We start from the raw sequence: 26677 nt of genomic DNA, 5'->3' as shown, positions 1-26677 counted from the left end.
GCGACGTCTACGGCGCTGGCTACTTCTACATCCCCGGCACCGAAACCTGCCTGCGCATCGGCGGCTATGTCCGTTATGACATCGGCGCTGGTGACATTGGTTCGTTTAATGGTGCTCGTGCTATCGACCGGATGGATGGTGACGTCCAGGATACCTGGAGAAAAAATGCACGCTTCACGCTGAAGACCTGGACCGGCCAGGAGACCGAACTCGGTACCTTGAAGACCTACACCGAGACTCGTATCAATTTCGGCAACACGAATTTTAGCGACGAAGCCTTCAATAAGGGCATTTCGCTTAATTTCGCCTGGATCCAGCTCGGTGGCCTGCGCGTCGGTAAGGACGAATCGGCGTTCGATACGTTTACCGGTTATGCTGGCAACGTCATCCAGGATACGCTCGTTCCTTATGGTGGCTTCGACACGAACGTGATTCAGTACTACTTCGACGCTGGGAACGGCTTCTCGGCTGTGGTCTCTCTCGAAGAAGGCTATGGCGACTTCACGATCGACAGCTACGTCCCTCATGTCGTTGGCGGCGTGAAGTGGACGCAGGGTTGGGGTGGCATCAGCGGTGTCATTGCTTATGACAGCAATTACGAAGAAGTTGCTGGAAAGGTTCGTTTGGATGTGAACGCCACGAATGAACTTTCGCTGTTTATCATGGGTGGCTACGGCACTGATGATAATATCAACGACTTCGGCGGTGGTCGCTCCATGTACAAGCTGTGGGGCGGCAACTGGGCAGTCTGGGGCGGTGGCACCTACAAGTTCAACGAGAAGACCTCGTTCAACGCCCAGGTGTCGTATGATGAAGACGAGAACCTCGGCATCGCGGCGAATATCGCCTATGACGTCGTTCCCGGCTTCACGGTCACGGCCGAAGTCGACTACGTCAATGCGGGCAGCTTCCCGGCGTCCAACTGGACCGGCGCTGACGATGACAGCAGCATCGGCGGTATCCTCCGCTTCCAGCGCTCGTTCTAAGGGCTGGTTCCTTACAGGTGAAATCCAGCCCGGGCGCACAACGCCCGGGCTGTTTTTGTTTCGTGACTGGATCAAGGCAAACGGAAGGATGGGGGTAACGGTAGCTGAATAAATCCGTGGGGTGATTTCGTGGGATCCGCTGATGGGCGGATGAAATCACAACTGCGTGATTAAAATCTCTTGAAAGGACGCTTCCAAGCGGGTAGGGCTGACCTATCCCACTCGGGGGTGTGGCAAATGATGACGAACGAAGCGATTCAAGAGGGCGAGACCTCTGATCATTTTTCGATGTTTTCTTCTCAAAGTCCGAAGATTCGATACACCTACAACAAGATTAGAGAAGTAAAGTCGCATCGGGTCGGAGATCTTTTTTCAGCATATCGGGACATATTATGGGATGATGGGCGGCATAAGTATAATGTCAGCTCGTTCATCGGCGAAATAGACGAGATTCTCCTTGGGGAGCGTTTCAGCGCCTTTGACCAAAGTACCCTGGACAACCTTATCGGCACCTTGCGCCAGCGCGGCAACAGCAACGCAACCATCAATCGAAAAATGGCTGCCCTCAGCAAACTGCTGCGCAAGGCTCACAAGATGGGAGATATCCACAGCCTGCCCGAGTTCCGCCGCCAGAAGGAGCGGGCGGGTCGGATTCGCTTCCTCGAAAGGGACGAAGAGGCGCGGCTGTTCGCCGCCATCAAGAGCCGCAGCGAGGATGCCTACAGGCTTTCCGTCTTCCTGGTCGACACCGGATGCCGTCTCGGCGAGGCGCTTGGGCTGATCTGGAACGATATCCAGGAGCATCGCGTCAGTTTCTGGATCACCAAATCCGGCCGCAGCCGCACCATCCCGATGACCGAGCGGGTCAAGGAGGTCATCAAGCTGCCTCCCACTGAGGGTCGCCGGCCCAAAGGACCGTTCACCAAGCTCAGCCAGGCACAGTTTCGTGCCATCTGGAACGACGCGAAGGCCGAAGTCGGCCTCGGCGCCGACGATCAGGTGGTGCCGCACATACTGCGCCATACCTGCGCCTCGCGTCTTGTCCAGGGCGGCATCGACATCAGGCGCGTGCAGATGTGGCTCGGCCATCAGACGTTGTCGATGACCATGCGCTACGCGCATCTGGCCACCAACGATCTCGATGGCTGTGTCATCGTGCTGGAAACACCTCGATCGACTCAGCCGGGCGGCAATCGCGCTGAGGGCTCCATGTTTTCTTCGCCTATGACGACGCCTTCGTCGCCGACGGCAGGGCGGAAGAAGAGGGGCGAGGCAGCCGCCGCCGCAAAGGAGTCGCCGAAAGCGACTCGGAAAAGTTCAAAAGCCAAGTAGGCTGAAGAATCCTGTCTATACTATTGTAGCTATCCCGTGACCTTGTTTGGTCATGGGATTTACTTCGGGATATTCTTCCGCTCGGCTTGGTCGAGAAAAGCGGCTATGTCGCCCGGCAGGCTGCCGGTCTCGAGGAATGGCGCATGGCCCTGGCCCTCGACAGTGATCGTCTCCATCATGGAATGGCGCTCTCTCATCTGGTTGAGCGTGTCCATGGACAGCAATCTCGAATTGGCACCACGTATGGTGAGCAACGGGATGGCGGCCAACGCCTCGAATTGAGGCCATAGATCAGGCAGCTTCTGCGTCAGATCGAGACTGGCAACGGTATCCACCAGCTTCGGATCGAAATCCGGCACCAGCCCACCATCCGTTTCGCGGTAGAGAGCCCATACCATCCGATCCCAATCGGCGCCGGCAAGGGAGGGGAAGTCTTCACCATGCACGCTGCGCTGGGCGGCCGCCGCCTGTGTGCGGGTTTTCGGTCCCGGGTCGCGCTCGAGATAAGACTGGATATGGGCAAGCCCGGCCGTCTCGATCACCGGTCCGATGTCGTTGAAAACAATGACTTTCAGGATGGATGGCCGCATCATCCCGAGCACATGGATGATCAGCCCGCCGCGCGAGGTGCCGATGAAGGCCGCTTCTCCTCCGATGTTCAGCGCCGTCAGCCCGGCCAGGATGTCGCCAGCCTCCACGCCGACATTGTAATTTTTGACGTCGGGATCATAGGCTGACTGCCCGCGCCCACGGTAGTCGAAGGCGATGACCTTTCGCGGAGTTGCCGCATCCGTCGACAGATAGAGCGCCAGCTCGTGAAAATCCCTGGCATTGCGGGTCAGGCCAGGCAGGCAGACAACCGGCCAGGATCCGGTATTGGCCTCACCGTAGATGCGCGCATGAAGCTTCAGCTCATCCGGTGTGCTGAAGAAGAAGTCGGAGAAACTTTGTTCGCTTGCCATCGGAATGTTCGATCTCGCTGTACCGATCTGGACAGCTACAGGCGAGGGCGGGGATGGTCAAATGAAAGGCTCTTTTTCCTTCTCTCACGGGGAGAAGGAAAAGCCTCAACTCCGCCCGTTCACCAGATCTCCCACGATGTCATATTTACCCGAAATACGCATCTTGTAGACTTCGTAATTCTCCATCACGCGCTGCACGTAACTTCGTGTTTCCGTGTAGGGAATCCGCTCGATCCAGTCGACGACCGCGTCGATGTCCTTGCCGCGCGGGTCGCCATATCTGGCCACCCACTGGCTGGCGCGGTTGGGGCCGGCATTGTAGCCGGCGAAGGTCAGCACGTAGGAGCCGTTGAAGCGGTCGAGCTGTTCGCCGAGGAAGGCCGAACCAAGCGTCGCGTTATAGCCGGCATCAGTGGTCAGCCGTGTTTGCGAAAACTGCAGCCCGGCCTTCTTCGCCAGTTGCCTTGCGGTTCCCGGCATCAGCTGCAGCAGCCCGCGCGCGCCGGCGCTCGACACGGCGCCGATGTTGAATTCGCTTTCCTGGCGGGCGATCGCATAGGCCAGCGCCTTGCCCGAGCCGGAAATGTCGGCCGAATCGGGAATGACGCCGAGCGGATGCGACAATGCGCCGACATCGATGCCGCGCGCCCCGGCGATCTTGCCGATTTTCAGCGCCATGAAATGGTTCCCTTGCTTTTCCGCAAGGACAGCCAGCAGCGCCAGTTCTCCCGGACTCGTCAACTGCCCGGCAAGGTCGCGATAGAGCGTCTCGGCATAGCGGTCGTAGCCCGCCTCCTGCAGCCGCTTGATGGCGCTGACGGCCTCGCGGCCGGCAAAATTCTGCCGGTCGGCTGCACTTGGCGAGGGATAGACGATGTTCAGCGCCTGCCGGCCCACGCGTTCGGCGGCAAGCTGGCCGTAGAATGTCGTGCCATAGGCAGTGGCGCGTGCAAAATAGTCCTTGGCATTGCCCGGACCGCCGACTTCCGCGGCACGGCCGAGCCAATAATAGGCGCGCGACAGCGTCATCGGCCCCTGGGCGAGGTCCGCGATGCGAGCGAAATGACTGGCCGCGGTTTTTGGGTCGTTCAGGCCGCGCAGCGCGTACCAGCCAGCATGGAATTCGGCGTCTGCCGCATTGGCGGCACTTTCGGCGGCGTGTGTGGCGACGATCTTGTACGCGGCCTTCATATCGCCCTGGTCGACCAATTCGCGCGACAGCACCCGGCGCTCGACCCACCAGGCATCCGGATCGACGAGAGCGTCGCGATCGGTCGGCGCCTGCATCACAATGGCGGCGGCCCCGGCAAAATTCTCTTGCTTGCGCAGATATTCGGCCTGCGCGAAGAAGTAGCCGGCCGAACGCTGCGCCGCCGGCACCGCCTTCAGCAGTTTGGCGGCGTTCTTGTCGCCTTTGTCGGCCGCCGCCCAGGCCTCGGCGAGCTGCTGGGCACCGGCCAGGCCGGCGACGCGCAAGGCGGAATTCGCGCGGTCGGCATAGAACATGCGCTCCATGCGAAAACGGTGGTCGGCGGCCGGGATCAAGCTGCCGAATTCCTTGATCAGCGCCGCCTCGTCCCTGGCCTCCAGGATCGCGGTGCGCCAGAAGGGCGACAGCACCGAACGTGCCGCCTTGATATTGCCTGACGTCACATAGGCGCGGGCAAGAACCATCACGCCTTCGAATGTCTGCGGCTGGCCGCCGTCGAATGCCGCAATGACGGCATCGGGGGCGGGATTTTCACGATAGAGTGCGCGTTCGCTGTTTTTGCGCAGGACGACGGTGCCCGGCCAATTGGGCAGCATCTTGGCCGCAGCAGTGATGTCGCCGCTCGGAATCTTGTCGCCGCCATAAAGCGCAATCGCCCAGGCAAGGATATGCTGGTCGAGCGACTGAGCGGGAAGGCCATCGCGCACACCACGAGCGCGGGGACTATCGCCCGCCGCCAACGCATCCAGCCCGCTTTTCAAGGGGGCGACGTCGGGCAAGGGCGGCTGTGGGGTCCTGCCCTGCAGGTCAGGCAGCGCAATTGCCGCGCCTGGCATCGGAATGGCTGAGGTGACCCGTACGTCCACGCTACCACTGATCGCCATGCCCGGCATCAGCGCGAGCGTGGCGCCAAGCAGCGCGAGAATGTGAGGCCGACCGCCCGGCATGATCCTTAAGTCTTTCCTTGTCCTGGCATTCCACAAGCAGGCGAAGATGCCTCGAAGCCTAAACTTAGGTCGTGAAGAGCTCGTAAACAAAGAGTTAGCGAGGCCGTTCGAATTGCGTTTGCTGGCACCATGGCAATGCTTGCCGCGCAACCATGTCGAGACTATGGTGCGCCGCTTCGCTTTCGGCTAGAAGGCGCGACCACAAACACCGACACAAAACACCAGAAGTGCCAAGGAGTTGGACGATATGCTGAGAGGCTCGCTTACTGCGCTCGTGACACCGTTCGAAAAGAGCGGGCGTTTCGACGAGAAAGCCTTTCGCGCGTTCGTCGAATGGCAACTCTCAGAGGGCACGACGGGCCTGGTGCCGGTCGGCACCACCGGCGAGTCGCCGACGCTGTCGCATGACGAGCACCGCCAGGTCGTCAAGGTGTGTATCGAGGTGGCCAAGGGCCGCGTTCCGGTCGTCGCCGGCGCCGGCTCCAACAACACCGAGGAAGCGGTCGGCCTCGTGCAGTATGCCGAGAAGGCCGGTGCGGACGCTGCACTCGTTGTCACGCCCTATTACAACAGGCCGACACAACGCGGCCTGTACGAGCACTTCGCTGCCGTCGCCAGGGCGACCAAGCTGCCGATCATCATCTACAACATCCCGCCGCGCTCGGTCATCGACATGATGCCGGAGACGATGGGGCGGCTCGCGCACGACTTCAAGAACATTGTCGGCGTCAAGGATGCCACCGGCAAGGTCGAACGGGTCTCCGAGCAGCGCGCCACGTGCGGCATGGATTTTATCCAGCTTTCGGGCGAGGATGCTTCGGCGCTTGGTTTCAACGCGCATGGCGGCGTCGGCTGCATCTCGGTGACCTCGAATGTCGCGCCGCGGCTGTGCGCGGAATTTCAGGAGGCGACGCTGTCCGGCGACAGCGCCAAGGCACTGGAATTGCAAGATCGTCTGCTGCCGCTGCACAAGGCGATCTTTATCGAACCTGGCGTTTCCGGGGCGAAATATGCGCTGTCGAAGCTGGGCAAGGTCGAAAATGTGCTGCGTTCGCCGCTAATGACGGTCGAACAGTCGACCGCCGACAAGATCGATGCGGCGATGAAGCACGCCGGCTTGATTAATTAGGGATGAGGCGCCACCTCTCCGCATCATGAATCAAGTCAGAAAAGCCGATCCCAACAACAAGACCGTTTCGGAAAACCGCAAGGCGCGGTTTTCCTATGAGGTGCTCGACACGGTCGAGGCCGGTCTGGTGCTGACCGGCACCGAGGTCAAGTCGCTGCGCCAGGGCCAGGCCAACATCCAGGACAGCTATGCCTCGGTCGAAGGCGGCGAGATCTGGCTGATCAACTCTTATCTGCCGGAATATCTGCAGGCCAACCGCTTCAACCATGAGCCGCGCCGGCGCCGCAAGCTGCTGCTCAACAAGCGCGAGATGGCGAAACTGTCGCAGAGTGTCGACCGCGAAGGCATGACGCTGGTGCCGCTGAAAATCTATTTCAACGACCAGGGTCGCGCCAAGCTGTTGCTCGCCGTCGGCCGCGGCAAGAAACTGCACGACAAGCGCGAATCCGAGAAGCAGCGCGACTGGTCGCGCGAGAAGGGCCGGCTCTTAAAAGAGCGTGGGTAGGCTGGGGCATTCGCTTGACGAACCGGATTGTTCTTTTCGGTCTAGCGAGCCTGGTCTCGGTGTGCCTCATCACGGCAGGCGGCTATCTCTACTTCCGCACATTCTCGCCGGATCGCGATAAATATCCGGTCAGGGGCATTGACGTCTCCCATCATCAGGGCCAGATCGATTGGCGGCGCGTAGCCGCCGACGATGTCGCCTTTGCCGTCATCAAGGCGACCGAAGGCGGCGATCATGTCGATGATGCTTTCGCACGGAATTTGGAAGAGGCCCGGGCCGCCGGTCTCGCCGTCGGCGCCTATCACTTTTTCACCTTTTGCCGGCCGGGTGCGGACCAGGCGAAGAATTTCATCTCCGTGGTGCCGCACGATCAGTCCCTGCTGCCGCCCGTGGTCGATATCGAATTCGGCGGCAACTGCCCGCAGCGGCCGACGCCCGAACAATTGAACGCCGAACTGGCCGCGTTCCTCGCTCCAGTCGAGGCGGCGTTCGGCAAGCCGGCGGTGGTCTATCTGACCGACGACGCAGCGGAAGCGTATGCAGGGCGCATTGCTGCCCGTCCGCTCTGGCTCCGCTCATTGCTCCTGGAGCCGGATCGCGACGACTGGGTCTACTGGCAGTACCACAACAGGGGTCGCGTCGACGGCATCAACGGCGATGTCGACCTGAATGTGCTGCAGGGTGGGCCGGAGAAATTGGCCGAGCTGTTCGCTGCACCTTGATCAGACGAATTCCGCTGGCGAGATGGAGAACCAAATGTCGGCGCGCTGATTCGTGTTACGCAGCGTTCCGTCCTGCCTGCGCGCTCACGAAGGTCAGTTTCAGACCAAGCGCCTCGGCCACTTTCATGATCGTTGCGAATTCGGGATTCCCTTCGCCGCTCAGGGCCTTGTAGAGAGCCTGTCGCGTCATACCGGCTTTCTCGGCAAGTCTCGTCATGTTCTGCGCACGCGCAATGACGCCAAGCGCATGAGCAATCTCCGCTGCGGTGCCATCTTCGCACGTCGCTGCCAGATATGCTTCGATTGCCTCTGGAGTGTCGAGATATTCGGCCCCGTCAAAGGCTGTGACTTTCATTGCCATATTGCCTTGTCCTTCCATTCCTTGGCGAGTTTTTTTGCGGCTGCGATGTCTCTGCTTTGCGTTCCTTTGTCGCCACCGCAAAGGAGCAGCACGCACAAGTTGCCTGCTTGGAGGAAATAGATGCGATAGCCAGGACCATCGTCGATCCGCATTTCGCTTATGCCCTCGCCAACGGGCTTGACGTCTCCCGGATTGCCTACAGTCAGTCGGTCGATGCGCCGAACAATGCGGGCTTTTGCTTGCGCGTCGCGGAGGTCTTCGAGCCAGCGTTTGAATGTATCGGTTTCGAAACCTGCATCATGGTAACTGTAAACCATGGTTGACTATTGTCAAGGGGAGAAGCTGATTGCTTATCGTGCCTACTTGCCCAAGAACGCCGCTATCTGGCTGAAAACGCTGACGAACATTGCCTCGGTCAGCACGCCGGTATTGGTGTTGTAGCGTGAGCAGTGATAGCTCGAAAACAGCGTGACGCCACCGGCCGGCAGCTGCCCGCCATGCTTGAACGGGTAGGCGGCGACGCGCCCACCCAGTGCCCGCACGGTCGACTGGTGCGCGATCGATCCCAGTGCCAGCACGGCGCGCAAATTGGGGAACCGCGCGATCGTCGGCACCAGGAATGTCCGGCAGGTGGCAATCTCGGCGCCCACCGGCTTGTTCTCCGGCGGCACGCAGCGCACCGCGTTGGTGATCGCGGTGCCGACCAACTCCAATCCGTCGTCTGGCCGGGCCCTGAACTCTCCGCGCGCAAAACCGTGCGAAATCATCGTCGAGTAGAGCAGGTCGCCGGCATAGTCGCCGGTGAACGGGCGGCCCGTTCGATTGGCACCGCGAAGGCCAGGCGCCAGCCCGACGATCAGCAATTGAACCCCGGCGTCGCCCTCCGGCGGCAAAAAAGTCGGCACCGGCGCATTGAACCAGGACGGCTCGCGCTGCCGCCATTCGGCGATGAAGTCATGCAGCCGCGGGCAGAGCGGGCAATCGCGGCCGGGTTCGGAGGCGGAAAGGGCGGTCAAGGCGACTGGCCTCAGTAATCGTCCTCGTCGACTTCGGCCGGCTCGGGCCGCCGCACCGACCGCTCGGAGGGATCACGGCCGACCTCGTTCTTCAATGTCATCAGGTCGATGAAATGGTCGGCCTGGCGGCGCAGGTCGTCGGAGATCATCGGCGGCTGCGAGGCCATGGTCGAGACGATCGACACCTTGCGACCGCGCCGCTGCAACGCCTCGACCAGCGTGCGGAAGTCGCCGTCGCCGGAAAAGATGACGTAGTGGTCGACGACATCGGCGAGCTGCAACGCATCGACCGCAAGCTCGATGTCCATATTGCCCTTGATCTTGCGGCGACCGGTCGAGTCGGTGAACTCCTTGGCCGGCTTGGTGACCACCTTGAAGCCATTATAGTCGAGCCAGTCGATCAACGGACGGATCGAGGAGTATTCCTGATCCTCGACCAGCGCCGTGTAATAATAGGCGCGCAACAGATAGCCGCGCTTCTGAAAGCTCGACAGGAGCTTGCGATAGTCGATGTCGAAGCCGAGTGCACGTGACGTTGCGTAAAGATTGGCGCCGTCGATGAATAGGGCGATTTTTTCACGAGGGTCGAACATGGAAAATATTCCTTCTCGAAATAAACGGCCGTCTAAACGAAATGCGATAGCGTTCGGTCAGGCTCATAATAAACCGGCTGACCTCCATGCCATCCGAGATAGCGCCAGTTTCGCGGCAATCCAAGGGTGCGTGCGGTACTGCAAGCAATTGTGATCGGGACACCGAACACATAACCACAGACAGGTTTTGCCAAATCGGGTGTTTGAACCAAGGTTTGGGCGCCATGCAGCCCGGCCATTGCCATGATGCTTGTATTTTGGCGGCGTTCGGGTTATGGACCGCGCCTGTTTTCCATCAAATCCATCGCATGAAAGGGGCAATCCATGGCCCGCGTAACCGTTGAAGATTGCATCGACAAGGTCGACAACCGCTTCGAGCTGGTGCTCTTGGCCGGCCACCGCGCCCGCCAGATCAGCCAGGGCGCGCCGATCACCGTGCCGCGTGACAACGACAAGAACCCGGTCGTGGCGCTGCGCGAGATCGCCGATGAGACGCTTTCGCCCGACGACCTCAAGGAAGATCTGATCCATTCGCTGCAGAAGCATGTCGAGGTCGACGAGCCCGAAGCCGACGGCGAGGCGATTGCCGATCAGACCGGCGCCGCCGTTGCGGCCACCGACGCCGATGACACCGAGGAGAACGTCACCTTCGACCGGATGACCGAGGAAGACCTCCTGGCCGGCATCGAGGGCCTGGTGCCGCCGGAAAAGAGCGACGACTACTAAGCCAGCGCTCTGGACCTGCCTGGAATACGTTTCCGGCACTTCCGTCCAGTCAGTTTCGTGGCTATCTATGGGATGCGCCGTACGCTAGTGCGGCGCATCAATCATTTCAGCACCGCGAGATCCCGCCCATGATGCGTCAGTATGAGCTTGTCGAGCGCGTCCAGCGCTACAAGCCTGACGTCAACGAGGCGTTGCTCAACAAGGCCTATGTCTATGCCATGCAGAAGCATGGCCACCAGAAGCGCGCTTCCGGCGACCCGTATTTCTCGCACCCGCTCGAAGTCGCCGCCATCCTCACCGAGATGCATATGGACGAGGCGACGATCGCGGTCGCCCTGCTGCACGACACGATCGAGGACACGACCGCCACACGGGCCGAGATCGACGATCTGTTCGGCCCCGAAATGGGCAAGCTGGTCGAGGGCCTGACCAAGCTGAAGAAGCTCGATCTCGTCTCGAAGAAGGCCGAGCAGGCGGAAAACCTGAGAAAGCTTCTGCTGGCGATTTCAGAAGATGTCCGCGTGCTGCTGGTCAAGCTCGCCGACCGCCTGCACAATATGCGCACCCTCGACCACATGCCGGAAGCCAAGCGCCTGCGCATCGCCGAGGAGACGATGGATATCTACGCGCCGCTGGCCGGCCGCATGGGCATGCAAGGCATGCGCGAGGAGCTGGAGGAGATCGCCTTCCGCTTCATCAATCCGGAGGCCTATCGCGCCGTCACCGCACGGCTTGCCGAAATCTTCGAGCGCAACAAGGGCGTGCTGACGGACATCGAAAAAGCGCTGTCCACGCTGTTCGAGAAGCATGCGATCAACGCCGGCGTGAAGAGCCGGCAGAAGAAGCCGTGGTCGGTGTTCCGCAAGATGGAGGCCAAGGCACTGTCCTTCGAGCAGCTCTCGGATATTTTCGGCTTCCGCGTCGTCGTCGATACGGTCGAGGACTGTTACCGGGCGCTTGGCGCCATCCACACCGCGTGGTCGATGGTGCCGGGCCGCTTCAAGGATTACATCTCGACGCCGAAGCAGAACGATTATCGGTCGATCCACACCACCATCGTCGGCCCGTCGCGCCAGCGTGTCGAACTGCAGATCCGCACCCGAGAGATGAACAAGATCGCCGAATACGGCGTCGCTGCCCATTCGATCTACAAGGACACCGGCGGCAAGACGAATGGCGCCGCCCACGCGATTTCGAAGGAAACCAACGCCTATGCCTGGCTGCGGCGCACCATCGAGCAGCTTGCCGAAGGCGACAATCCCGAGGATTTCCTCGAAAATACCAAGCTAGAACTGTTTCAGGACCAGGTGTTCTGCTTCACCCCGAAAGGCATGTTGATTGCGCTGCCGCGCGGCGCGACACCGATCGACTTCGCCTACGCGGTGCACACCGATGTCGGTGACACCTGCGTCGGTGCCAAGGTCAACGGCCGCATCATGCCGCTGATGACGGAGCTGAAGAACGGCGATGAGGTCGAGATCATCCGCTCCAAGGCACAGGTTCCGCCGGCGGCGTGGGAATCGGTCGTCGTCACCGGCAAGGCGCGCTCGGCCATCCGCCGTGCCACCAAGAATGCCATCCGCAAGCAATATTCGGGTCTCGGCATCCGCATCCTGGAACGCGCCTTCGAGCGTGCCGGCAAGACCTTCACCAAGGAGAGCCTGAAGCAGGTGCTGCACAGGCTGGCGCGCAAGGACATCGAGGATGTGCTGGCCTCCGTCGGGCGCGGCGAGCTCGCCTCCACCGACGTCATGAAGGCGGTATTCCCCGACTACAAGGATGAGCGCGTCACCACGGCCGTCCCCAAGCCGCGCGAGGAGGGCTGGTCGAAGATCCGCAATGCCGCCGGCATGCTGTTCCAGATTCCGGGTCGTGCCGCGCGCAAGGACAAGGACCAGCCACGCGATGGCGCCGTGCCGATCCGCGGCGTGCGCGGCGATCTGCCGGTGCGCTTCGCGCCGGAAGGGGCGGTGCCTGGCGATCGCATCGTCGGCATCGTCCAGCCGGGCACCGGCATCACCATCTATCCGATCCAGTCGCCGGCGCTGCAGGCGTTCGACGATCAGCCCGAACGCTGGATCGACGTGCGCTGGGACATCGACGAGCGCACCAAGGAACGCTTTCCGGCGCGCGTATCGGTCACCGCCATCAACGCGCCGGGGTCACTCGCCGATATAGCGCAGGTGGTTGCCTCGAACGACGCCAACATCCATACACTGTCGATGGTGCGCACTGCTCCCGACTTCACCGAAATGCTGATCGATCTCGAAGTCTGGGATCTCAAGCACCTCAACCGGCTGCTGTCGCAGCTCAAGGACAATTCGAGCGTCAGCGACGCAAGACGCGTCAATGGCTAGACCATGCTCCGGTTTCGGACAAAGTCATGGTCAATCAAAAAGAGGCAGACATGAACACCGATGAAGTGCTGGGCATTTTCCGCGAGGCGGGTGCTGTTCTGGAAGGGCATTTCATTTTGACCTCGGGCCTGCGCAGTCCGGTCTTCCTGCAGAAGGCGCGCGTGTTCATGCATGCCGACAAGACCGAGCTTCTGTGCAAGGCGTTGGCCGAGAAGATACGCGCTGGCGTGCCAGGCAAGATTGATTATGTCGTCGGCCCGGCGATCGGAGGGCTGATCCCAGCCTACGAGACCTCGCGTCATCTCCGCGTGCCGGCGATCTGGGTCGAGCGGGAAGGGGGCGAGTTCCGCTTGCGCCGCTTCGAGATCGCCAGGGGCTCGCGTGTCGTCATCGTCGAGGACATCGTCACCACTGGCCTGTCGATCCGTGAGACCATCGAGTGCCTGCGCGATCTTGGCGCCGAGGTGGCGGCCGCGGCCTGCATCATCGACCGTTCGGCCGGCAAGACCGATGTCGGTGTGCCGCTCATCGCGCTTGCCGAGTATGAGGTCCCGGCCTATCCGGCCGACCGGCTGCCGCCGGAGCTTGCCGCCATCCCGGCGATCAAGCCCGGCAGCCGCAACATCTGACGGGGCATTTTTTTCGCCCAACAATGTGCGGCGGTTTTGGGGAAAGCGACATGCGTGAAGACAGATTGGAAATGGTCGCCGGCATCGATCATTTCGTGCTGACGGTCGCTTCGCTGGAAGTGACCTGTGAGTTTTACCAGCGCGTGCTGGGTTTTGAGCGCATCGACGCGGCGGATCGGCCGACGGCGCTGGCTTTCGGTACCCATAAGATCAATGTGCATGAGGTCGGCCGCACTTTCGAGCCCAAGGCGAAGTCGCCGACATCAGGATCAGGTGATTTCTGCCTGATCACCGACCGGCCACTGGATGAGGTCCGTGCCCGGCTCGCGGCCAATGGTGTGGTGGTGGAACTCGGCCCGGTTGAACGTATCGGGGCCCGAGGTCCGATGATGTCGGTTTATTTCCGTGACCCAGACGGCAATCTGGTCGAGGTCAGCGAATACCTGCCGTAGCCGCCGGCGACGATGCGCCTTTCGGCGATGCGACTGCCGGTTCCCTAAATTCGCCGCGATTATCCGATGTTCGAAGCAAGACCTGCCGCCCCGAAGGGCGGCGACAAGCGCGGCGCACAGAAGGTGTTTGGTTGTTCTTGCGCCAGCGCGTCGTTATATAAGGTGGCGATTGCCATAGGGTGATCGTCAAGCGCAAGATGTGGCTGCCACGCCCGGCTGAAGGTGCCGTTGCGGGCGCTGTGGAACGGGAACAGAGTGCTTTTTCGACGCCGCAAGCCTGATGGCTTTTATGAGCGGGTGCGTACCTACCTTTGGCCGCGCCGCTCGTTTTCGCGCTCGCTTCAGTATTTTTCCAAGCGCATCCTGCGGCTGAAGGCCACACCGCATGCGGTTGCGGCCGGTGTTGCGGCCGGTGTCTTCGCTTCATTCTTTCCCGTCGGTTTCCATTTCATCATCGCTGCCCTCCTGTGCTGGGTGATCGCCGGCAATCTGGTGGCGGCCGCTCTCGGCGCGGTTTTTTTCGGCAACCCGCTGACCTTCCCGTTGCTATGGGGCGCGTCGTGGGAAACGGGCAAGCTCATCCTGCATGACCGCCTGCCGACGCATGGGCCGCCGGCACATCTGGGCGAGATGCTGCATAATCTCTCCTTCGCGCAATTGTGGAAACCGGTCCTCGAACCGATGCTGATCGGCGCGGTTCCGCTCGGGCTCGCCTTCGGGCTGCTGTTCTACGCCATCACGCGCTGGGGCATGAACGCTTTCCGCGAACAGCGGCGCAAGCGTCTGGCCGAGCGTGCAAGCCGGCATGCGCAATCGTCCCATCCCGGCGCAAGCATCGGTTCCACCGCGCGATGATCATCGGCATCGGCAGCGACCTGATCGACATCAGACGCATCGAAAAGTCGCTGGAGCGTCACGGCCAGCGCTTCATCCAGAGAATCTACACCGAGATCGAACAGGCCCGCTCCGAAAACCGGCGGGCGCGTGCTGCCTCCTATGCCAAGCGGTTCGCTGCCAAGGAGGCCTGCGCCAAGGCGCTGGGCACCGGTCTGGCGCAGGGCGTGTTCTGGCGCGACATGGGTGTCGTCAACCTGCCCAGTGGCGCGCCGACCATGGCGCTGACGGGAGGAGCGCAGGCCAGGCTGGACAAAATCCTGCCAAAGGGCCACCGGGCGGCGATCCACCTCACCATCACGGATGATTTCCCGCTCGCTCAAGCCTTTGTGATCATCGAGGCGCTGCCCGTCGAAGAAGCGCCACATTGATTGCCTCTGACGACCGGCATTGACGTTGCCCAGCGCGCGCCGAGACTCTATACCATCCAACGCACAATCGAGGACGACATGAGCGTGGCTGAAAAATCCGAGAAGAAATCCGGCGGGCTTGGCGAGACCGTCAGCGTCATCGTCCAGGCGCTTTTGCTCGCCCTGGTCATCCGCACGCTGCTGTTCCAGCCTTTTTCGATCCCGTCGGGATCGATGCGGCCGACGCTTTTGGAAGGCGACTATCTGTTCGTCACCAAATGGTCCTACGGCTATTCGCGCTACTCGCTGCCTTTCGGACCCGATATTTTTTCAGGCCGCATCTGGGGCTCCGAGCCGAAGCGCGGCGATGTAGCGGTTTTCAAGTTCCCGCCTGATCCGTCCGTCGACTACATCAAGCGCGTGGTCGGCCTGCCGGGTGACAAGATCCAGGTCAAGGACGGCCAGCTGTTCATCAACGGCGTCGGCGTGCCGCGCGTGAAAACAGGCCAGATCGACAATCCCGACATCACCGAGGAATCGCGCCCGATCGACGTCTATCGTGAGACCTTGCCCAACGGCGTCAGCTACGACACGCTCGATCTGAATTCGAACTCGATCGGCGACAACACCCGCGAATTCGACGTGCCGGCCGGCCACTATTTCATGATGGGCGACAACCGGGACAATTCCGCCGACAGCCGTTTCACCGTCGGCTACGTTCCCGCGGAAAATCTGGTTGGCCGCGCCAATCTTGTCTTCTTCTCGATCGCCGGCAAGGCGAGCCCTCTCGAAATCTGGAAATGGCCGTCGCTGATGCGCGCTTCGCGCCTGTTCCACTTCGTCAATTGATGGCTTTGAAGCGTCCGACGGGCGAAACTCTGGCCGGTTTGGTGAAGGCCAAGACCGGTCACGTCTTCAAGGATATCCGTTTGCTCGAGACCGCCTTGACGCATTCCAGTGCGGTCAAGGCGGCCAGCAACAACCAGCGTCTGGAATTCCTTGGCGACCGCGTGCTTGGGCTTGTCGTCGCCGATATGCTTTTCGAGAAATTTCCCGATGCGCCGGAAGGTGAAATCGCGCCGCGCTTCAATGCGCTGGTCGATGCGCGGACATGCTCCGAAATCGGCATCGAAATGCAGCTGGAGGATCTGGTCCGCGCCGATTCCGCCTTGAAGATGCGGTCGCGTGGCTCGGGCGGAAACTATCTGGCGGATGCGGTCGAAGCGCTGATCGCGGCGGTTTACGTCGACGGTGGCATCGAGGCCGCGCGGCGGTTCGTCCTGCGCTACTGGGAACCGCGCTCGCATACGGTGATCGCAAAGCCGCTCAATCCGAAATCCGATCTGCAGGAATGGATTGCCAAGACCCGCGATGCGCGCCCTGAATATGTGATCGAGAAACGAGAAGGCCCGGACCACCAGCCCGTCTTCACCGTGTCCTTGCAGGTCCGCGGCTTTGCGCCGATAAGCGGTACTGGCGGCTCCCGCAGGGTTGCCGAAGAAGCGGCGGCTTCGGCATTTCTTGTGCGCGAAGGCGTCTGGGCCACCACGTCGGCCCAAAAACCGGAGCGCGCGCGCTCAAGTGAAGGGAGTGCGGCATGACCGCCACCGAAGAGCCGGCGACCGCAGCCGCCACGCATTCCGGCTTTGTCGCGCTGATCGGCGCGCCCAACGCGGGCAAGTCGACCTTGGTCAACCAATTGGTCGGTGCCAAGGTGTCGATCGTCACCCACAAGGTGCAGACGACCCGCGCCATCGTGCGCGGCATCGCCACGCATGATAATGCGCAGATCGTTTTTGTCGACACGCCCGGCATCTTCAAGCCAAAGCGGCGGCTCGACACGGCGATGGTGACCACCGCCTGGGGCGGCGCCAAGGACGCCGATATCGTGCTGCTTTTGATCGACGCCGAACGCGGCATCAGGGGCGACGCCGACGCCATCCTCGAGCGGCTGAAGGATGTGCGCCAGCCGATGGTGCTGATCCTCAACAAGGTCGACCGGGTCAAGCACGAGGCGCTGCTGGCCTTATCGGCGGCAGCCAACGAAAGGGTGCCGTTCAAGCGCACCTTCATGGTGTCGGCGTTGACCGGTTCCGGCTGCAAGGACGTGCTCGATTATCTGGCCGAGGCTCTGCCGGTCGGCCCCTGGTACTATCCGGAAGACCAGATCTCGGACCTGCCGATGCGCCAACTCGCGGCCGAGATCACGCGCGAGAAGCTGTATCTCAGGCTGCATCAGGAACTGCCCTATTCCTCGCATATCGAGACCGAGAAATGGGAAGAGAAGCCGGATGGCTCGGTGCGCATCGACCAGACCATCTATGTCGAGCGCGACAGCCAGAAGAAGATCGTGCTCGGCCACAAGGGCGAGACCATCCGCGCCATCGGCCAGGCGGCACGCATGGAAATAGCCGGTATCCTGGAACAGAAGGTGCACCTGTTCCTGTTCGTCAAGGTGCGCGAGAACTGGGGCGACGACCCCGAGCGCTATCGCGAGATGGGGCTCGAGTTTCCGCGCTAGACCGAAGGTTCGCGTAGCGACAGCGGCAAGCGGTTTTCGGAGAGTTCAAATAAATCGCTCCAGGTCCATGGTCAGCAATCTGAACATCGACACGGCGCTTGTCAGCCGACTGGTCGCCACGCAGGAGTGATCTTGCGGTCAGGCCGGTCGAGATTGGCAGCTGAGGCTTCTATCTTAGCGACGAGATGAGGTGGAAAAGGGCGATCCCGCCTGTGATCTGGCAATTGCCTGGACGCTTTTCGAGGGCAAAAGCCGGGAAGCGTTCTGCGCCGACCTTCCCGCCGACGAAGCGATGATGTGCAAAGCGCTGATCACGGTCGGCGGATACATCGGCATCAACCCCGTCGAGTTTGAAAAATCCTGGCACGTGGCCGATGAAGTGCTTGCCGATCACGCGCGCGGGCGTGAAGTGCCGAACGGTACGCCGCTCTAGCCAACCAGAACCCTGATCCTGTCGCCGGACCATCCGCCATCGCATGGCGTGACCAGGGACATTCTGGCCGAAGCGATGCTTTCCAGGACCTATGTGTGCCAATCCGCCTATCGAGGCGGGCGACCACGTCGCCTGCGTCGCCAAGGTCGACTGAGAGGCGTCGCGAAGGAATCGCCTTCAACGGTTGACTGCTGTCACAATCAGCGACGCGACAGCGCTCCAGGGGGTTTCGATCGCTTTGGAAGAGGCAGACAGGCTTGGAGGCGTCATCCTGCTTTTCGCCTCGGTATCAAAGTGGGTTTGGCGGATCGGCGGCATCTGACGATAAAGGGGGCGGCAAGATTCAGGCGATTTCGGCGTAAATCAGGTAGATATTCCGCATTATACGGTCATTTTGGAAATATAGCACGTCACAATTGTATTTAGCCGCGAAAGTATCGGTATATATATTTAATAAATGACATTGTGCCAGTTGTGCCACTCGTCGGATTCGCAAGTGTTATTTGTGCAACACAGTATTAATCTGTTCAAGGAATTGGCATTATTCGAGAAATCGTCATTGAAGACAGATGATCGATGGGTATGTTCGCCGCTGAAAAGGGCGAGCGATGCGAGCCTTTTTCGCTGTGGGGGTGAGGCGGGAAAACATTGCCGCCAGCCACAAATCCGAAGCCATTTATAACTATGACTGGAGAGGTCAGAGAATGAACATCAAGAGCCTCCTTCTCGGCTCAGCCGCGGCCCTCATCGCGGCCAGCGGCGCGCGCGCCGCGGACGCTGTCGTCGTTGCCGAGCCGGAACCTGCCGAATACGTCAAGATTTGCGACGTCTATGGCGCCGGCTACTTCTACATCCCTGGCACCGAGACCTGCCTGCGCATCGGCGGCTATCTTCGCTACGACATGGGCGTCGGCGATTCCGGCACGTTCGATGGTGTCAACAACGTTGCCGATCACATGGACGGCGATAGGCACGACACTTATTACAAGAACATGCGCTTCACGCTGAGGACTTATACCGGCCAGGAAACCGAGCTCGGCACGTTGAAGACCTTCACCGAGACCCGGTTCCAGTTCGGCAACTCCTCTGGCGACTATGACGGAAGCTCAAGCACTGGCTGGCAAGCCGGCAATAACAAGGCAGATGGAACCAGCAAGACTTCGCTGAATTTCGCCTGGATCCAGCTCGGTGGCCTGCGGGTCGGCAAGGATGAAACGGTATACGACCAGTTCATCGGCTATGCCGGCAATGTCATCCAGGACACGCTCATCCCGTATGGTGTCAAGGATACCAACCTCATCAGCTACTACTTCGACGCAGGCAGCGGCTTCACGGGCGTGGTCTCGCTCGAAGAAGGCACCGCCGTCAACACGATCGACAGCTACGTTCCGCATGTTGTCGGCGGTTTGAAGTACAAGGGCGACTGGGGTGCGATCACCGGCGTCGTGGCCTATGACAGCAACTATGAGGAAGTGTCCGGCAAGGTCCGTCTGGACGTCAACGTCAGCAAGGAACTGACGCTGTTCGTCATGGGCGGCTACGGCACCAACGACAACATCAACGACTTCGGCACAGGCCGTACCCAATACAAGCCATGGGGCGGAAACTGGGCGATCTGGGGCGGCGGCACCTACAAGTTCAACGACAAGACCTCGTTCAACGCCCAGGTCTCCTATGACGACTGGAAGAACCTCGGCGTCGCGGCCAACGTTGCCTACACCATCGTCCCCGGTTACACGATCACGGCCGAAGTCGATTACCTCAATGCAGGAAAATTCGACGACTTCGATTTCAACAACTGGACCAAGGCCGACAAGAAGAGCAGCGTCGGCGGCATCGTTCGCTTCCAGCGCAATTTCTAACAGATCGACTGACCTCACCAGCCCGCCCGCAGCACATCGCTGCGGGCGGTTTTTTATGCCATTGGCATGAGAGTTACCCAGGGCCAAGCCGATACCTTGATTTCGCCACCCGATCGGTGAAAAGCTCCTGAAATGGAATGGCGCGACGAGGGAATCATTCTCGGCACCCGCAAGCATGGCGAAACCAGCGCCATTCTCGAGGTGTTGACGCGAGCGCATGGCCGTCATCTCGGCCTTGTTCGCGGCGGCCGTTCGCGCAAGCAGCAGCCTGTTCTCCAGCCCGGCAACCGTGTCGACCTGTTGTGGCGAGCGCGCCTTGACGAGCACCTCGGCACGTTCCAGGCCGAAGCGATCGAGATGAACGCGGCCCGGCTGATGGACAGCGCCGTCGCCGTCTACGGCTTGCAGACCATGGCCGCGCATCTGCGCCTGCTGCCCGAGCGCGATGCGCACGAAGGTCTTTACGAAACGCTTGCCGTAATGATCGTCCATCTCGACGATGCCGAAATTGCCGGCGAACTGGTGGCGCGCTTCGAGCTTCTGGTGCTGGACGAACTCGGCTTCGGCCTCGATCTCAGTCAATGTGCCGCCACCGGCACGCGACAGGACCTGGCCTATGTCTCGCCGAAGTCGGGACGCGCGGTATCGCGCGAAGCCGGTTTGCCTTGGCGCGACAAGATGCTGACTCTGCCGGCTTTCCTGCAGCGCGGCTCCGGCCTGCGCGCCGATGCGGCAGCGGTCGAGGACGCCTTCCGGCTCACCGGCTTCTTCTTCAACCGCCATGTCTATGAGCCGCGCGGCTTCGAGCCGCCAGACGCTCGTACCGGCTTCCTCGCCGCCTTGCGCAAACATCACGCGCGCGGCAAGGCCATAGCTGGCGAGGACGCAGCCAGAGAAATCATCACATGAGCGAGGTCGAACTTTATCCTGGCCGGGTCTCACCGCTCGGCCTCGGCACCATTCCGCACGCCGACATCCTGAAATACACCGGTTTGGAATTGCTGCAGCGCATCGTCGACGGCAAGTATCCGGCGCCGCCGATTTCCTTTCAGCTGAATTTCACTCTCACCGAAGTCTCGGAAGGGCGCGCTGTCTTTCGTGGCATGCCGAGCGAGCGCCATCTCAATCCGCTGGGCAGCGTACATGGCGGCTGGGCGGCGACGCTGCTCGATTCGGCACTGGCCTGTGCCGTGCAGACGCTGCTCGAAAAGGGCGAGGCCTATACGACGGCGGAGTTCAAGGTGAATTTGACGCGTCCCATCACGCCGAGGACCGGCGAGGTGGTGTGCGAGGGCAGGGTTGTTCACAAGGGCCGCACGTTGGCGGTGTCGGAAGCGACGTTGAAGGATGCCGGCGGCAAGCTGCTGGCTTTCGGCACCGAAACATGCTCGATCTTTCCGGCCGCCAATCTGGCGGCGCGTTGACTGGCGGCGCATTGAGTTTTCCGAGCTTGGATTTTCTGGCCGCTTGGCCGCCGCATTTGAATGTCAGTACGACGGATGTCAGTGAAAACTGGCCTGGTTTGGGGGAACCGCCATGTTTGAAAGCCTGATCGGCCTTGTCGCCATCATCGCTTTGTTCGTCATCATTTCGCGCCAGCAGAGCCGCATCGGCCTTGTCGAGCGCGAGCTTGGCGCGCTGCGCAGCCTGGTCCTTTCCGGTGCCGTGCCGCCTGCGGCCCAGTCGTCCGAACAGGTGGACGACAACGCGCCCGCCGACATGGCTCCGGACGCAGCGGCTGCGACCGATATCGTTCCGCCGGAGGTAAGCGCATCAGTCACCGCCCCGGCGCCAGCCACGGACACGGAAGACTCGACCGGCGAGATCGTCTCCGGGCCGTGGACCGCTCCAGAACCGGCACCGAAGGCGGTGGATCCCGCGGAGCTTCCCGGAGCGGCGAAAGCCGCCCGCCAATCCGATGTCGAAACCGCGCTCGGCACCCGCTGGGCGGTCTGGGTCGGAGGCATCGCACTGGCGCTGGGCGGCCTGTTCCTAATCCGCTACACCATCGAAGCCGGCATTTTCGGTCCCGGCGTGCGGCTGAGCATGGCCGGCGTGCTCGGCCTTGTGCTGGTCGCCGGCGGCGAGTTCATCCGGCGCACCGGCTTCAAAGTACCGGTGCAAGGCGCTGCCGGCGCCTATATCCCGGCGATCCTGACCGCGGCCGGTGCCTTCATCCTGTTCGGCACCGTCTATGCCGCGCATGGCATTTACGGCTTCATCGGCCCGGCACTTGCTTTCATTCTGCTTGGCGTCATCGGGGTGGCGACGATCGCGGCAGCCCTTGTCCATGGCCAGGCGCTGGCCGGCATCGGCCTTGTCGGCGCCATGGTGACGCCAGTGCTGGTCGCCTCGCAGGCACCCAGTCCCTGGGCGCTGTTCGGCTATCTCGCGATCGTGCTCGCAGCGACCGGCGTCATCGCCCGCATGCGCGACTGGAAATTACTGATCGCGGCCGCCTTTTTCGGCACCGGTGTCTGGACCATCCTCTATATGACCGATGCGCCGGGGGCGAACCTCTCCGCCATCCTGTTCATCGACGCCGTCACGCTGGCTGTGCTGGCCCTTGTCTGGCTCGCTCGCCGTGGCGATGAAACCGGGCCGGCCAGGGTTTTCGACTGGCCGTCTATCGTGCCTGGCTTGTTCATCGCATTCTCGGCGCTGGGCCTGTCGGTCGACCCGGTCTTTGCAGCCGCCGGCGATGCCTTGCCGGGCGCGGTGGTGATCGCCGCAATGGTGGCTGTCGCGCTTTATCGTCCGCTGGCGCTGCCGCTCCTCTATGCCGCGGGACTGGTCATGGTGCTGATCTATCTCGGCATCATCCCGCCAACCTCGATCGCTTCCGATTTTTCGGGCGGTGCCCTGGGCGTCGACGGACTGCCGGTGGCCACGTCCAACGCGCTGACCTTGCGCATCGGCATCGTACTTGGCCTGGTTTTCATCGGCGCCGGCTTCTGGGCCGCACGCCGGTTCGCCGCCGGCACGCAGATCCGCGCGGCCTCATGGGCAGCGTGGGGCGTCATCGTCCCGCTGGTCGTCCTGCTGGCGCTCTGGTTCACTTTCGGCAATCTCGACCGTGACTTTGTCTACGCTGCCGCGGCGGCACTGCTGGTCGTCATTTTCGCCGCCGGTGGCGAGTGGATCGCGCGGGCCGAGGAGCCGCCGCTCAAGGGCGGTGTCGCGGTGTCGTTTGCCCTGGGCGGCGCGGCCATCGCCGGGCTCCTGCTCATGCATATGGCTTTCGATTCCGGCTGGACCACCATCCTGCTCGGTGCGGCGGCCATCGTGCCGGCGCTGGCCACGCGCCGGCGCGCCTATCCGGTGCTCGGCTGGATTTCGGTCGGCGCTGTGATCGCGGTGCTTGGCCGCGTCGCTTTCGACCCGACCATTGTCGGCGCCGGGTTCCTGTCGAGGACACCGGTCTTCAACTGGCTGTTGCCCGGCTACGGCGTGCCGGCGCTGGCCTTCGGCTTCGCCGCCTGGCAGCTCGCCCGCACCACGAATGGCCGGCCGCGCCTTGCCATGGAGGCGGCTGCGGCGCTGTTTGCGCTGCTCACGCTCGCCATGCTGGTGCGCCACGCCATGCACGGCGGCGTCATCGACACGGGTGCCATGACGCTCGCCGAACAGTCGATCTACACGCTGATCGCCATTGGCGCCGGCGCCATCCTGGTCGCCATCGACATGCGCTCGCCAAGCTCGGTGCTGCGCTATGGTTCGATGGCCGCCGGTGTGGCCTCGGTCGCCTTCATCGTTGTCAGGCATTTCGTCTTGCTGAACCCATTGTTCACCGACGAATCGACCGGCCGCATCCCGGTGTTCAACCTGTTGTTCCTCGCCTATCTCCTGCCGGCGATCGCCGCCGGGGGACTGGCGCTCTACACCAGGGACAAGCGGCCGAAATGGTATGCGCAGATGCTGGCTGTGGTGGCTGCCGCACTTGCCTTCGCCTATGCCACGCTCTCGGTGAGGCGTCTGTTCAAGGGCGAGTTCATCGGCTTGTGGAGCGGCCTCGGCCAGCTGGAAACCTACACCTACTCGGCGCTTTGGCTGGTCATCGGTGTGGCGCTGCTCACCGCCGGCGTCTGGCTGAAGTCGCAGGTGCTGCGAATTGCCTCGGCCGCGCTGATCGCGATCGCCGTGCTGAAAGTCTTCATCTTCGACATGTCGGAGTTGGAGGGAGTGCTCAGGGCGCTGTCCTTCATCGGCCTCGGCGCGGTGCTGATCGGCATCGGACTGTTTTATCAGCGGCTGCTGACGCGGGCGGCGAAGGAGGGATGACACGCTTGCTTCCGTGAACAGTTCTTACCGGTTCATGGACCGCCTATTCGCTATTTTCGGATGGTGCCACGCACGCGGCGTTGTACGACTGCCTCTTTGATGAGGCCCGCGATCTTGCGGACAAACGCCGGGCTGAAGGGGCCTATTGGCTTCGTCGTGACCAGATCATAAGCTTCGTCGACTTGTACGCGGTTGTACTCGTCTAGAATCAGCCACGACGGAAAATCGAGCCCACCTCTGCGGCACTCGATTTCGCTCACGGCAACATGCGTGTGGGACTGGTCGGGCTTTTGCGAAGTGAGCGGGAACAAGAAGAGTGCGGCAGGCGTTGCCGGGCGTTCTAACCACAATGCAGACGGGCCGCGCCTTGCGGCCGGACTCCTCGCCGACATCAGCCTGCCGCGCCCATAGATAGTAGTATCGAAGCAAATCGCCGGGCTTAAGCATCCGGCTTGTCGCCGGTTGTGATGGCCTCCAATCCGGACATGAGTTCATCGTGGATCTCGTCCGGCGCGTCCTCAAGCGTGTAGGCTACGGCATGAGGCGAACTGACGAGCTGCCGGTATTGGGTGGCTGACAGGATGATCAGCTTCTCCTTGCCACGTTTCGTGAGAGCGACAGGCTCGATCATTGCCGTTTCGAGAATTTCGCCGGACGCCCGGTTCATGTCTGAAAAGGTGAACTGCTTCATCGGGTGGTCCTCATACGTATTTCACCTATTGTGCATATTTTACGTATCTAAGCAATCGATTTGCCGCTGCCTTCCGGTCGGGAATAAATCGGCACCAGCCAGCGTTATCTCATTGCTTGGGTGACCGGAGCGGCGGACCGCTTCGCGCTGGCCGCTTGCGCCGCGCCCGGAAGGCGCGTTCAATCGGATCAACAAGGGCGACCTCGAAAACCAGCGGTCATGGACGAAAAGAAGGCAGCAATCCTTGGCGAAATACCGCGCCTGCGCCGCTACGCACGCTCGCTTTTGCGCGACCGCGACGCTGCCGACGATCTCGTCCAGGATTGCCTCGAGCGGGCGCTCGTGCGGCTCGACAATTGGCAGACAGGAGAAAGCCCCCGGAGGTGGCTGTTTACGATCATGCATCATTTGTTCATCGACCAGATGCGCAAGGTGAACCGTCGCGGCGAGGCGGCGATGTTGCCGCTGGAGGCGGGCGAGGCCGTTGCCCAGCCGGCCGAGCAGATGGAGAGCATTGCCTCGCGCGAGATCATCGACGCATTGCAGGCGATCAGCCCCGACCGTCGCGCAGCCCTTGTCATGGTTGCCATCGAAGGTTTTTCCTACGCCGAAGCCGCCAACATTCTGGGCGTGCCTGCGGGCACGCTGATGTCGCGCATTGCGCGCGGGCGTGAGGAATTGCGCGGGTTGCTGGACGACACGGCGCGCCGCCGGGCGATAAGGATCGTCGAGAAATGATCCGCCGCGACTTTTCCGAACGTGACATCCACATGGCGCTCGATGGCGAGCTGCCCGGCGATGAGCGCTCGGCCTACGATGCCTGGCTCGACGCCAATCCCGAGATGAAGGCCAAGAGCGCCCGTTTCACCGCCGACCGAGCGGCGCTGCGTGCCGCCTTCGCCGACGTGCTGGACGAAGCCGTGCCTGCGCGGTTGCGCAAGGTCGTGCTTGGCGAGACGCCGGTCAAGGCATCTGTGCCACGCTCACGCTGGTGGCTTGCCGCTGCTGCCGCCGTGCTTCTGGTCACTGGCGGACTTGGTGGCTACTTTGCCGGCATCGATGGCATCGGCCAGGAGGACCCGGCGGAAGATCGGCTGGCCGAGCAGGCAATCGCGGCCCATGTCATCTATGCCGCCGAAAAGCGGCATGCCGTCGAGGTGCCGGCCAGCGACAAGGACCATCTGCAGACCTGGCTGTCCAACCGGATAGGGCTGAAGCTGGTGGCGCCGGACCTGACCGCCGACGGATTCCAGCTGGTCGGCGGCCGGCTGTTGCCGGCAGGCGAGAGCAAGGCCGCCATGCTGCTTTACGAGGACGGCAATGGGCAGCGTATCTCGCTGTTCGTCACCACGGAATCGACCGAGAATGCCAAGGGCACCTACGCCGCCGCGCAAGACGGACCCGAGGCCGTCTACTGGCTGGACAAGGGCTATGGCTGTGCCGTGGTCGGCTCCTTGCCGCGCGAGCGGTTGGCCGAGGTCGCGAGGAGCGCCTACACGCAACTTGTAAACGGGCTGGCAAGCTGAACGGCATCGCTTTTGCCGGTGCCGTCGATGCGCGAATGCTGATCCGGCCGAAGGACCTTTTGCGCCCGTCGGGCCGGCGTCGGATTTGTCACAATTCGGCCCTAATCGAGGTGCGATAGCGCTTGATGAATGCCGTCGCATCGCCCCGAAAATCGGAAACGGTTTTTGGAAACCCGAGGCGAAGATTCAAGG

29 protein-coding genes are annotated in these 26677 nt (G+C 61.7%); 21 read left to right on the top strand and 8 right to left on the bottom strand.

Features of this window, described 5'->3' with window-relative positions; genetic code table 11:
* Positions 1-986 (top strand): porin (locus tag NKI69_RS25720; RefSeq protein ID WP_352722785.1); only part of this gene is annotated, 986 nt, incomplete at its 5' end.
* Between the two features lie 237 nt (positions 987-1223).
* Positions 1224-2318, top strand: a complete 1095-nt coding sequence (locus NKI69_RS25715; protein ID WP_352609820.1) for a tyrosine-type recombinase/integrase — start codon at positions 1224-1226, stop codon at positions 2316-2318.
* Between the two features lie 59 nt (positions 2319-2377).
* On the opposite strand, the gene NKI69_RS25710 is transcribed toward NKI69_RS25715, so the two are convergent.
* Both NKI69_RS25710 and NKI69_RS25705 read right to left on the bottom strand, forming a co-directional pair.
* A complete protein-coding gene (locus tag NKI69_RS25710; protein WP_352722784.1) occupies positions 2378-3280 on the bottom strand; it encodes an alpha/beta fold hydrolase in 903 nt (300 codons plus the stop codon).
* Positions 3281-3385: 105 nt separating this feature from the next.
* The gene (locus tag NKI69_RS25705; protein WP_352722783.1) at positions 3386-5437 is read right to left on the bottom strand and encodes a lytic transglycosylase domain-containing protein; all 2052 of its coding nucleotides are present in this window, start codon (positions 5435-5437) and stop codon (positions 3386-3388) included.
* 247 nt (positions 5438-5684) lie between these two features.
* Here NKI69_RS25705 and dapA point away from each other — a divergent pair, with 247 nt between their 5' ends.
* From dapA to NKI69_RS25690, 3 genes are read left to right on the top strand one after another with little or no spacing between them, the layout of a single operon-like run.
* Positions 5685-6566, top strand: coding sequence for a 4-hydroxy-tetrahydrodipicolinate synthase (gene dapA, locus NKI69_RS25700; protein ID WP_352630823.1), 882 nt, complete (start codon positions 5685-5687; stop codon positions 6564-6566).
* A 25-nt stretch (positions 6567-6591) separates the two neighbouring features.
* A complete protein-coding gene (gene smpB / locus NKI69_RS25695; protein ID WP_013532594.1) occupies positions 6592-7071 on the top strand; it encodes an SsrA-binding protein SmpB in 480 nt (159 codons plus the stop codon).
* A 14-nt stretch (positions 7072-7085) separates the two neighbouring features.
* The gene (locus NKI69_RS25690; protein ID WP_352722782.1) at positions 7086-7793 is read left to right on the top strand and encodes a glycoside hydrolase family 25 protein; all 708 of its coding nucleotides are present in this window, start codon (positions 7086-7088) and stop codon (positions 7791-7793) included.
* 55 nt (positions 7794-7848) lie between these two features.
* Here the strand turns inward: NKI69_RS25690 and NKI69_RS25685 are convergent, their stop codons facing one another.
* The 4 genes from NKI69_RS25685 to NKI69_RS25670 are packed head-to-tail and all read right to left on the bottom strand — an operon-like array spanning position 7849 to position 9763.
* The gene (locus NKI69_RS25685; RefSeq protein ID WP_023812859.1) at positions 7849-8154 is read right to left on the bottom strand and encodes an addiction module antidote protein; all 306 of its coding nucleotides are present in this window, start codon (positions 8152-8154) and stop codon (positions 7849-7851) included.
* Positions 8145-8471 (bottom strand): type II toxin-antitoxin system RelE/ParE family toxin, encoded by a 327-nt coding sequence (locus NKI69_RS25680; RefSeq protein WP_352441272.1) that lies wholly within the window; start codon positions 8469-8471, stop codon positions 8145-8147. The genes NKI69_RS25685 and NKI69_RS25680 overlap by 10 nt, the downstream gene beginning before the upstream one ends.
* Before the next feature lie 42 nt (positions 8472-8513).
* Positions 8514-9170: a uracil-DNA glycosylase gene (locus NKI69_RS25675; protein WP_352722781.1), complete on the bottom strand. Its 657-nt coding sequence runs from the start codon at positions 9168-9170 to the stop codon at positions 8514-8516.
* 11 nt (positions 9171-9181) lie between these two features.
* Positions 9182-9763, bottom strand: a complete 582-nt coding sequence (locus NKI69_RS25670; protein WP_023812862.1) for a LabA-like NYN domain-containing protein — start codon at positions 9761-9763, stop codon at positions 9182-9184.
* Positions 9764-10087: 324 nt separating this feature from the next.
* On the opposite strand from NKI69_RS25670, the gene rpoZ reads away from it, so the two are divergent.
* The 14 genes from rpoZ to NKI69_RS25600 all read left to right on the top strand — a co-directional run bounded on the left by rpoZ (position 10088) and on the right by NKI69_RS25600 (position 24268).
* Positions 10088-10489: a DNA-directed RNA polymerase subunit omega gene (gene rpoZ, locus NKI69_RS25665; protein WP_023812863.1), complete on the top strand. Its 402-nt coding sequence runs from the start codon at positions 10088-10090 to the stop codon at positions 10487-10489.
* Between the two features lie 128 nt (positions 10490-10617).
* Positions 10618-12846: a RelA/SpoT family protein gene (locus NKI69_RS25660; RefSeq protein ID WP_023812864.1), complete on the top strand. Its 2229-nt coding sequence runs from the start codon at positions 10618-10620 to the stop codon at positions 12844-12846.
* A 50-nt stretch (positions 12847-12896) separates the two neighbouring features.
* On the top strand, positions 12897-13475 hold the full coding sequence (pyrE, locus tag NKI69_RS25655; RefSeq protein WP_023812865.1) for an orotate phosphoribosyltransferase: 579 nt from the start codon (positions 12897-12899) through the stop codon (positions 13473-13475).
* A 71-nt stretch (positions 13476-13546) separates the two neighbouring features.
* On the top strand, positions 13547-13927 hold the full coding sequence (locus tag NKI69_RS25650) for a VOC family protein (protein ID WP_031213577.1): 381 nt from the start codon (positions 13547-13549) through the stop codon (positions 13925-13927).
* Positions 13928-14182: 255 nt separating this feature from the next.
* Complete coding sequence (locus NKI69_RS25645; protein WP_023812867.1) at positions 14183-14782, top strand: DUF2062 domain-containing protein; 600 nt, start codon at positions 14183-14185, stop codon at positions 14780-14782.
* Positions 14779-15192 carry a holo-ACP synthase gene (gene acpS, locus NKI69_RS25640; protein ID WP_023812868.1) on the top strand — a complete coding sequence of 138 codons (414 nt, stop codon included), beginning with the start codon at positions 14779-14781 and terminating at the stop codon, positions 15190-15192. The genes NKI69_RS25645 and acpS overlap by 4 nt, the downstream gene beginning before the upstream one ends.
* Before the next feature lie 78 nt (positions 15193-15270).
* The gene (gene lepB, locus NKI69_RS25635) at positions 15271-16020 is read left to right on the top strand and encodes a signal peptidase I (RefSeq protein ID WP_023812869.1); all 750 of its coding nucleotides are present in this window, start codon (positions 15271-15273) and stop codon (positions 16018-16020) included.
* Complete coding sequence (rnc, locus tag NKI69_RS25630; protein ID WP_023812870.1) at positions 16020-16772, top strand: ribonuclease III; 753 nt, start codon at positions 16020-16022, stop codon at positions 16770-16772. Before lepB ends, rnc begins: the two co-directional genes overlap by 1 nt.
* Positions 16769-17692 (top strand): GTPase Era, encoded by a 924-nt coding sequence (era, locus tag NKI69_RS25625; protein WP_023812871.1) that lies wholly within the window; start codon positions 16769-16771, stop codon positions 17690-17692. The genes rnc and era overlap by 4 nt, the downstream gene beginning before the upstream one ends.
* Before the next feature lie 190 nt (positions 17693-17882).
* Positions 17883-18125: a hypothetical protein gene (locus tag NKI69_RS25620; protein WP_023812872.1), complete on the top strand. Its 243-nt coding sequence runs from the start codon at positions 17883-17885 to the stop codon at positions 18123-18125.
* A gap of 704 nt (positions 18126-18829) precedes the next feature.
* A complete protein-coding gene (locus NKI69_RS25615; RefSeq protein WP_023812874.1) occupies positions 18830-19987 on the top strand; it encodes a porin in 1158 nt (385 codons plus the stop codon).
* A gap of 132 nt (positions 19988-20119) precedes the next feature.
* Positions 20120-20896, top strand: a complete 777-nt coding sequence (gene recO / locus NKI69_RS25610; RefSeq protein WP_023812875.1) for a DNA repair protein RecO — start codon at positions 20120-20122, stop codon at positions 20894-20896.
* Entirely contained in the window at positions 20893-21411 is a 519-nt protein-coding gene (locus NKI69_RS25605; RefSeq protein ID WP_023812876.1) for a PaaI family thioesterase, read from the top strand. Before recO ends, NKI69_RS25605 begins: the two co-directional genes overlap by 4 nt.
* A gap of 112 nt (positions 21412-21523) precedes the next feature.
* A complete protein-coding gene (locus NKI69_RS25600) occupies positions 21524-24268 on the top strand; it encodes a DUF2339 domain-containing protein (RefSeq protein ID WP_352722780.1) in 2745 nt (914 codons plus the stop codon).
* 50 nt (positions 24269-24318) lie between these two features.
* Here the strand turns inward: NKI69_RS25600 and NKI69_RS25595 are convergent, their stop codons facing one another.
* Together NKI69_RS25595 and NKI69_RS25590 are read right to left on the bottom strand one after the other, a co-directional pair.
* Entirely contained in the window at positions 24319-24528 is a 210-nt protein-coding gene (locus NKI69_RS25595; RefSeq protein WP_245273265.1) for a hypothetical protein, read from the bottom strand.
* Between the two features lie 179 nt (positions 24529-24707).
* On the bottom strand, positions 24708-24959 hold the full coding sequence (locus NKI69_RS25590; protein ID WP_023812878.1) for a type II toxin-antitoxin system Phd/YefM family antitoxin: 252 nt from the start codon (positions 24957-24959) through the stop codon (positions 24708-24710).
* A 219-nt stretch (positions 24960-25178) separates the two neighbouring features.
* Here NKI69_RS25590 and NKI69_RS25585 point away from each other — a divergent pair, with 219 nt between their 5' ends.
* Together NKI69_RS25585 and NKI69_RS25580 are read left to right on the top strand one after the other, a co-directional pair.
* Positions 25179-25697, top strand: coding sequence for an RNA polymerase sigma factor (locus tag NKI69_RS25585; protein WP_023812879.1), 519 nt, complete (start codon positions 25179-25181; stop codon positions 25695-25697).
* On the top strand, positions 25694-26485 hold the full coding sequence (locus NKI69_RS25580; RefSeq protein ID WP_023812880.1) for an anti-sigma factor family protein: 792 nt from the start codon (positions 25694-25696) through the stop codon (positions 26483-26485). Before NKI69_RS25585 ends, NKI69_RS25580 begins: the two co-directional genes overlap by 4 nt.
* Positions 26486-26677: the final 192 nt, after the last annotated feature.

Source organism: Mesorhizobium sp. M0491 (assembly GCF_040321265.1).
GTDB lineage: Bacteria > Pseudomonadota > Alphaproteobacteria > Rhizobiales > Rhizobiaceae > Mesorhizobium.
The sequence above is the reverse complement of the archived record's forward strand: the minus strand, read 5'-3'. Positions and strand labels throughout refer to the sequence as shown.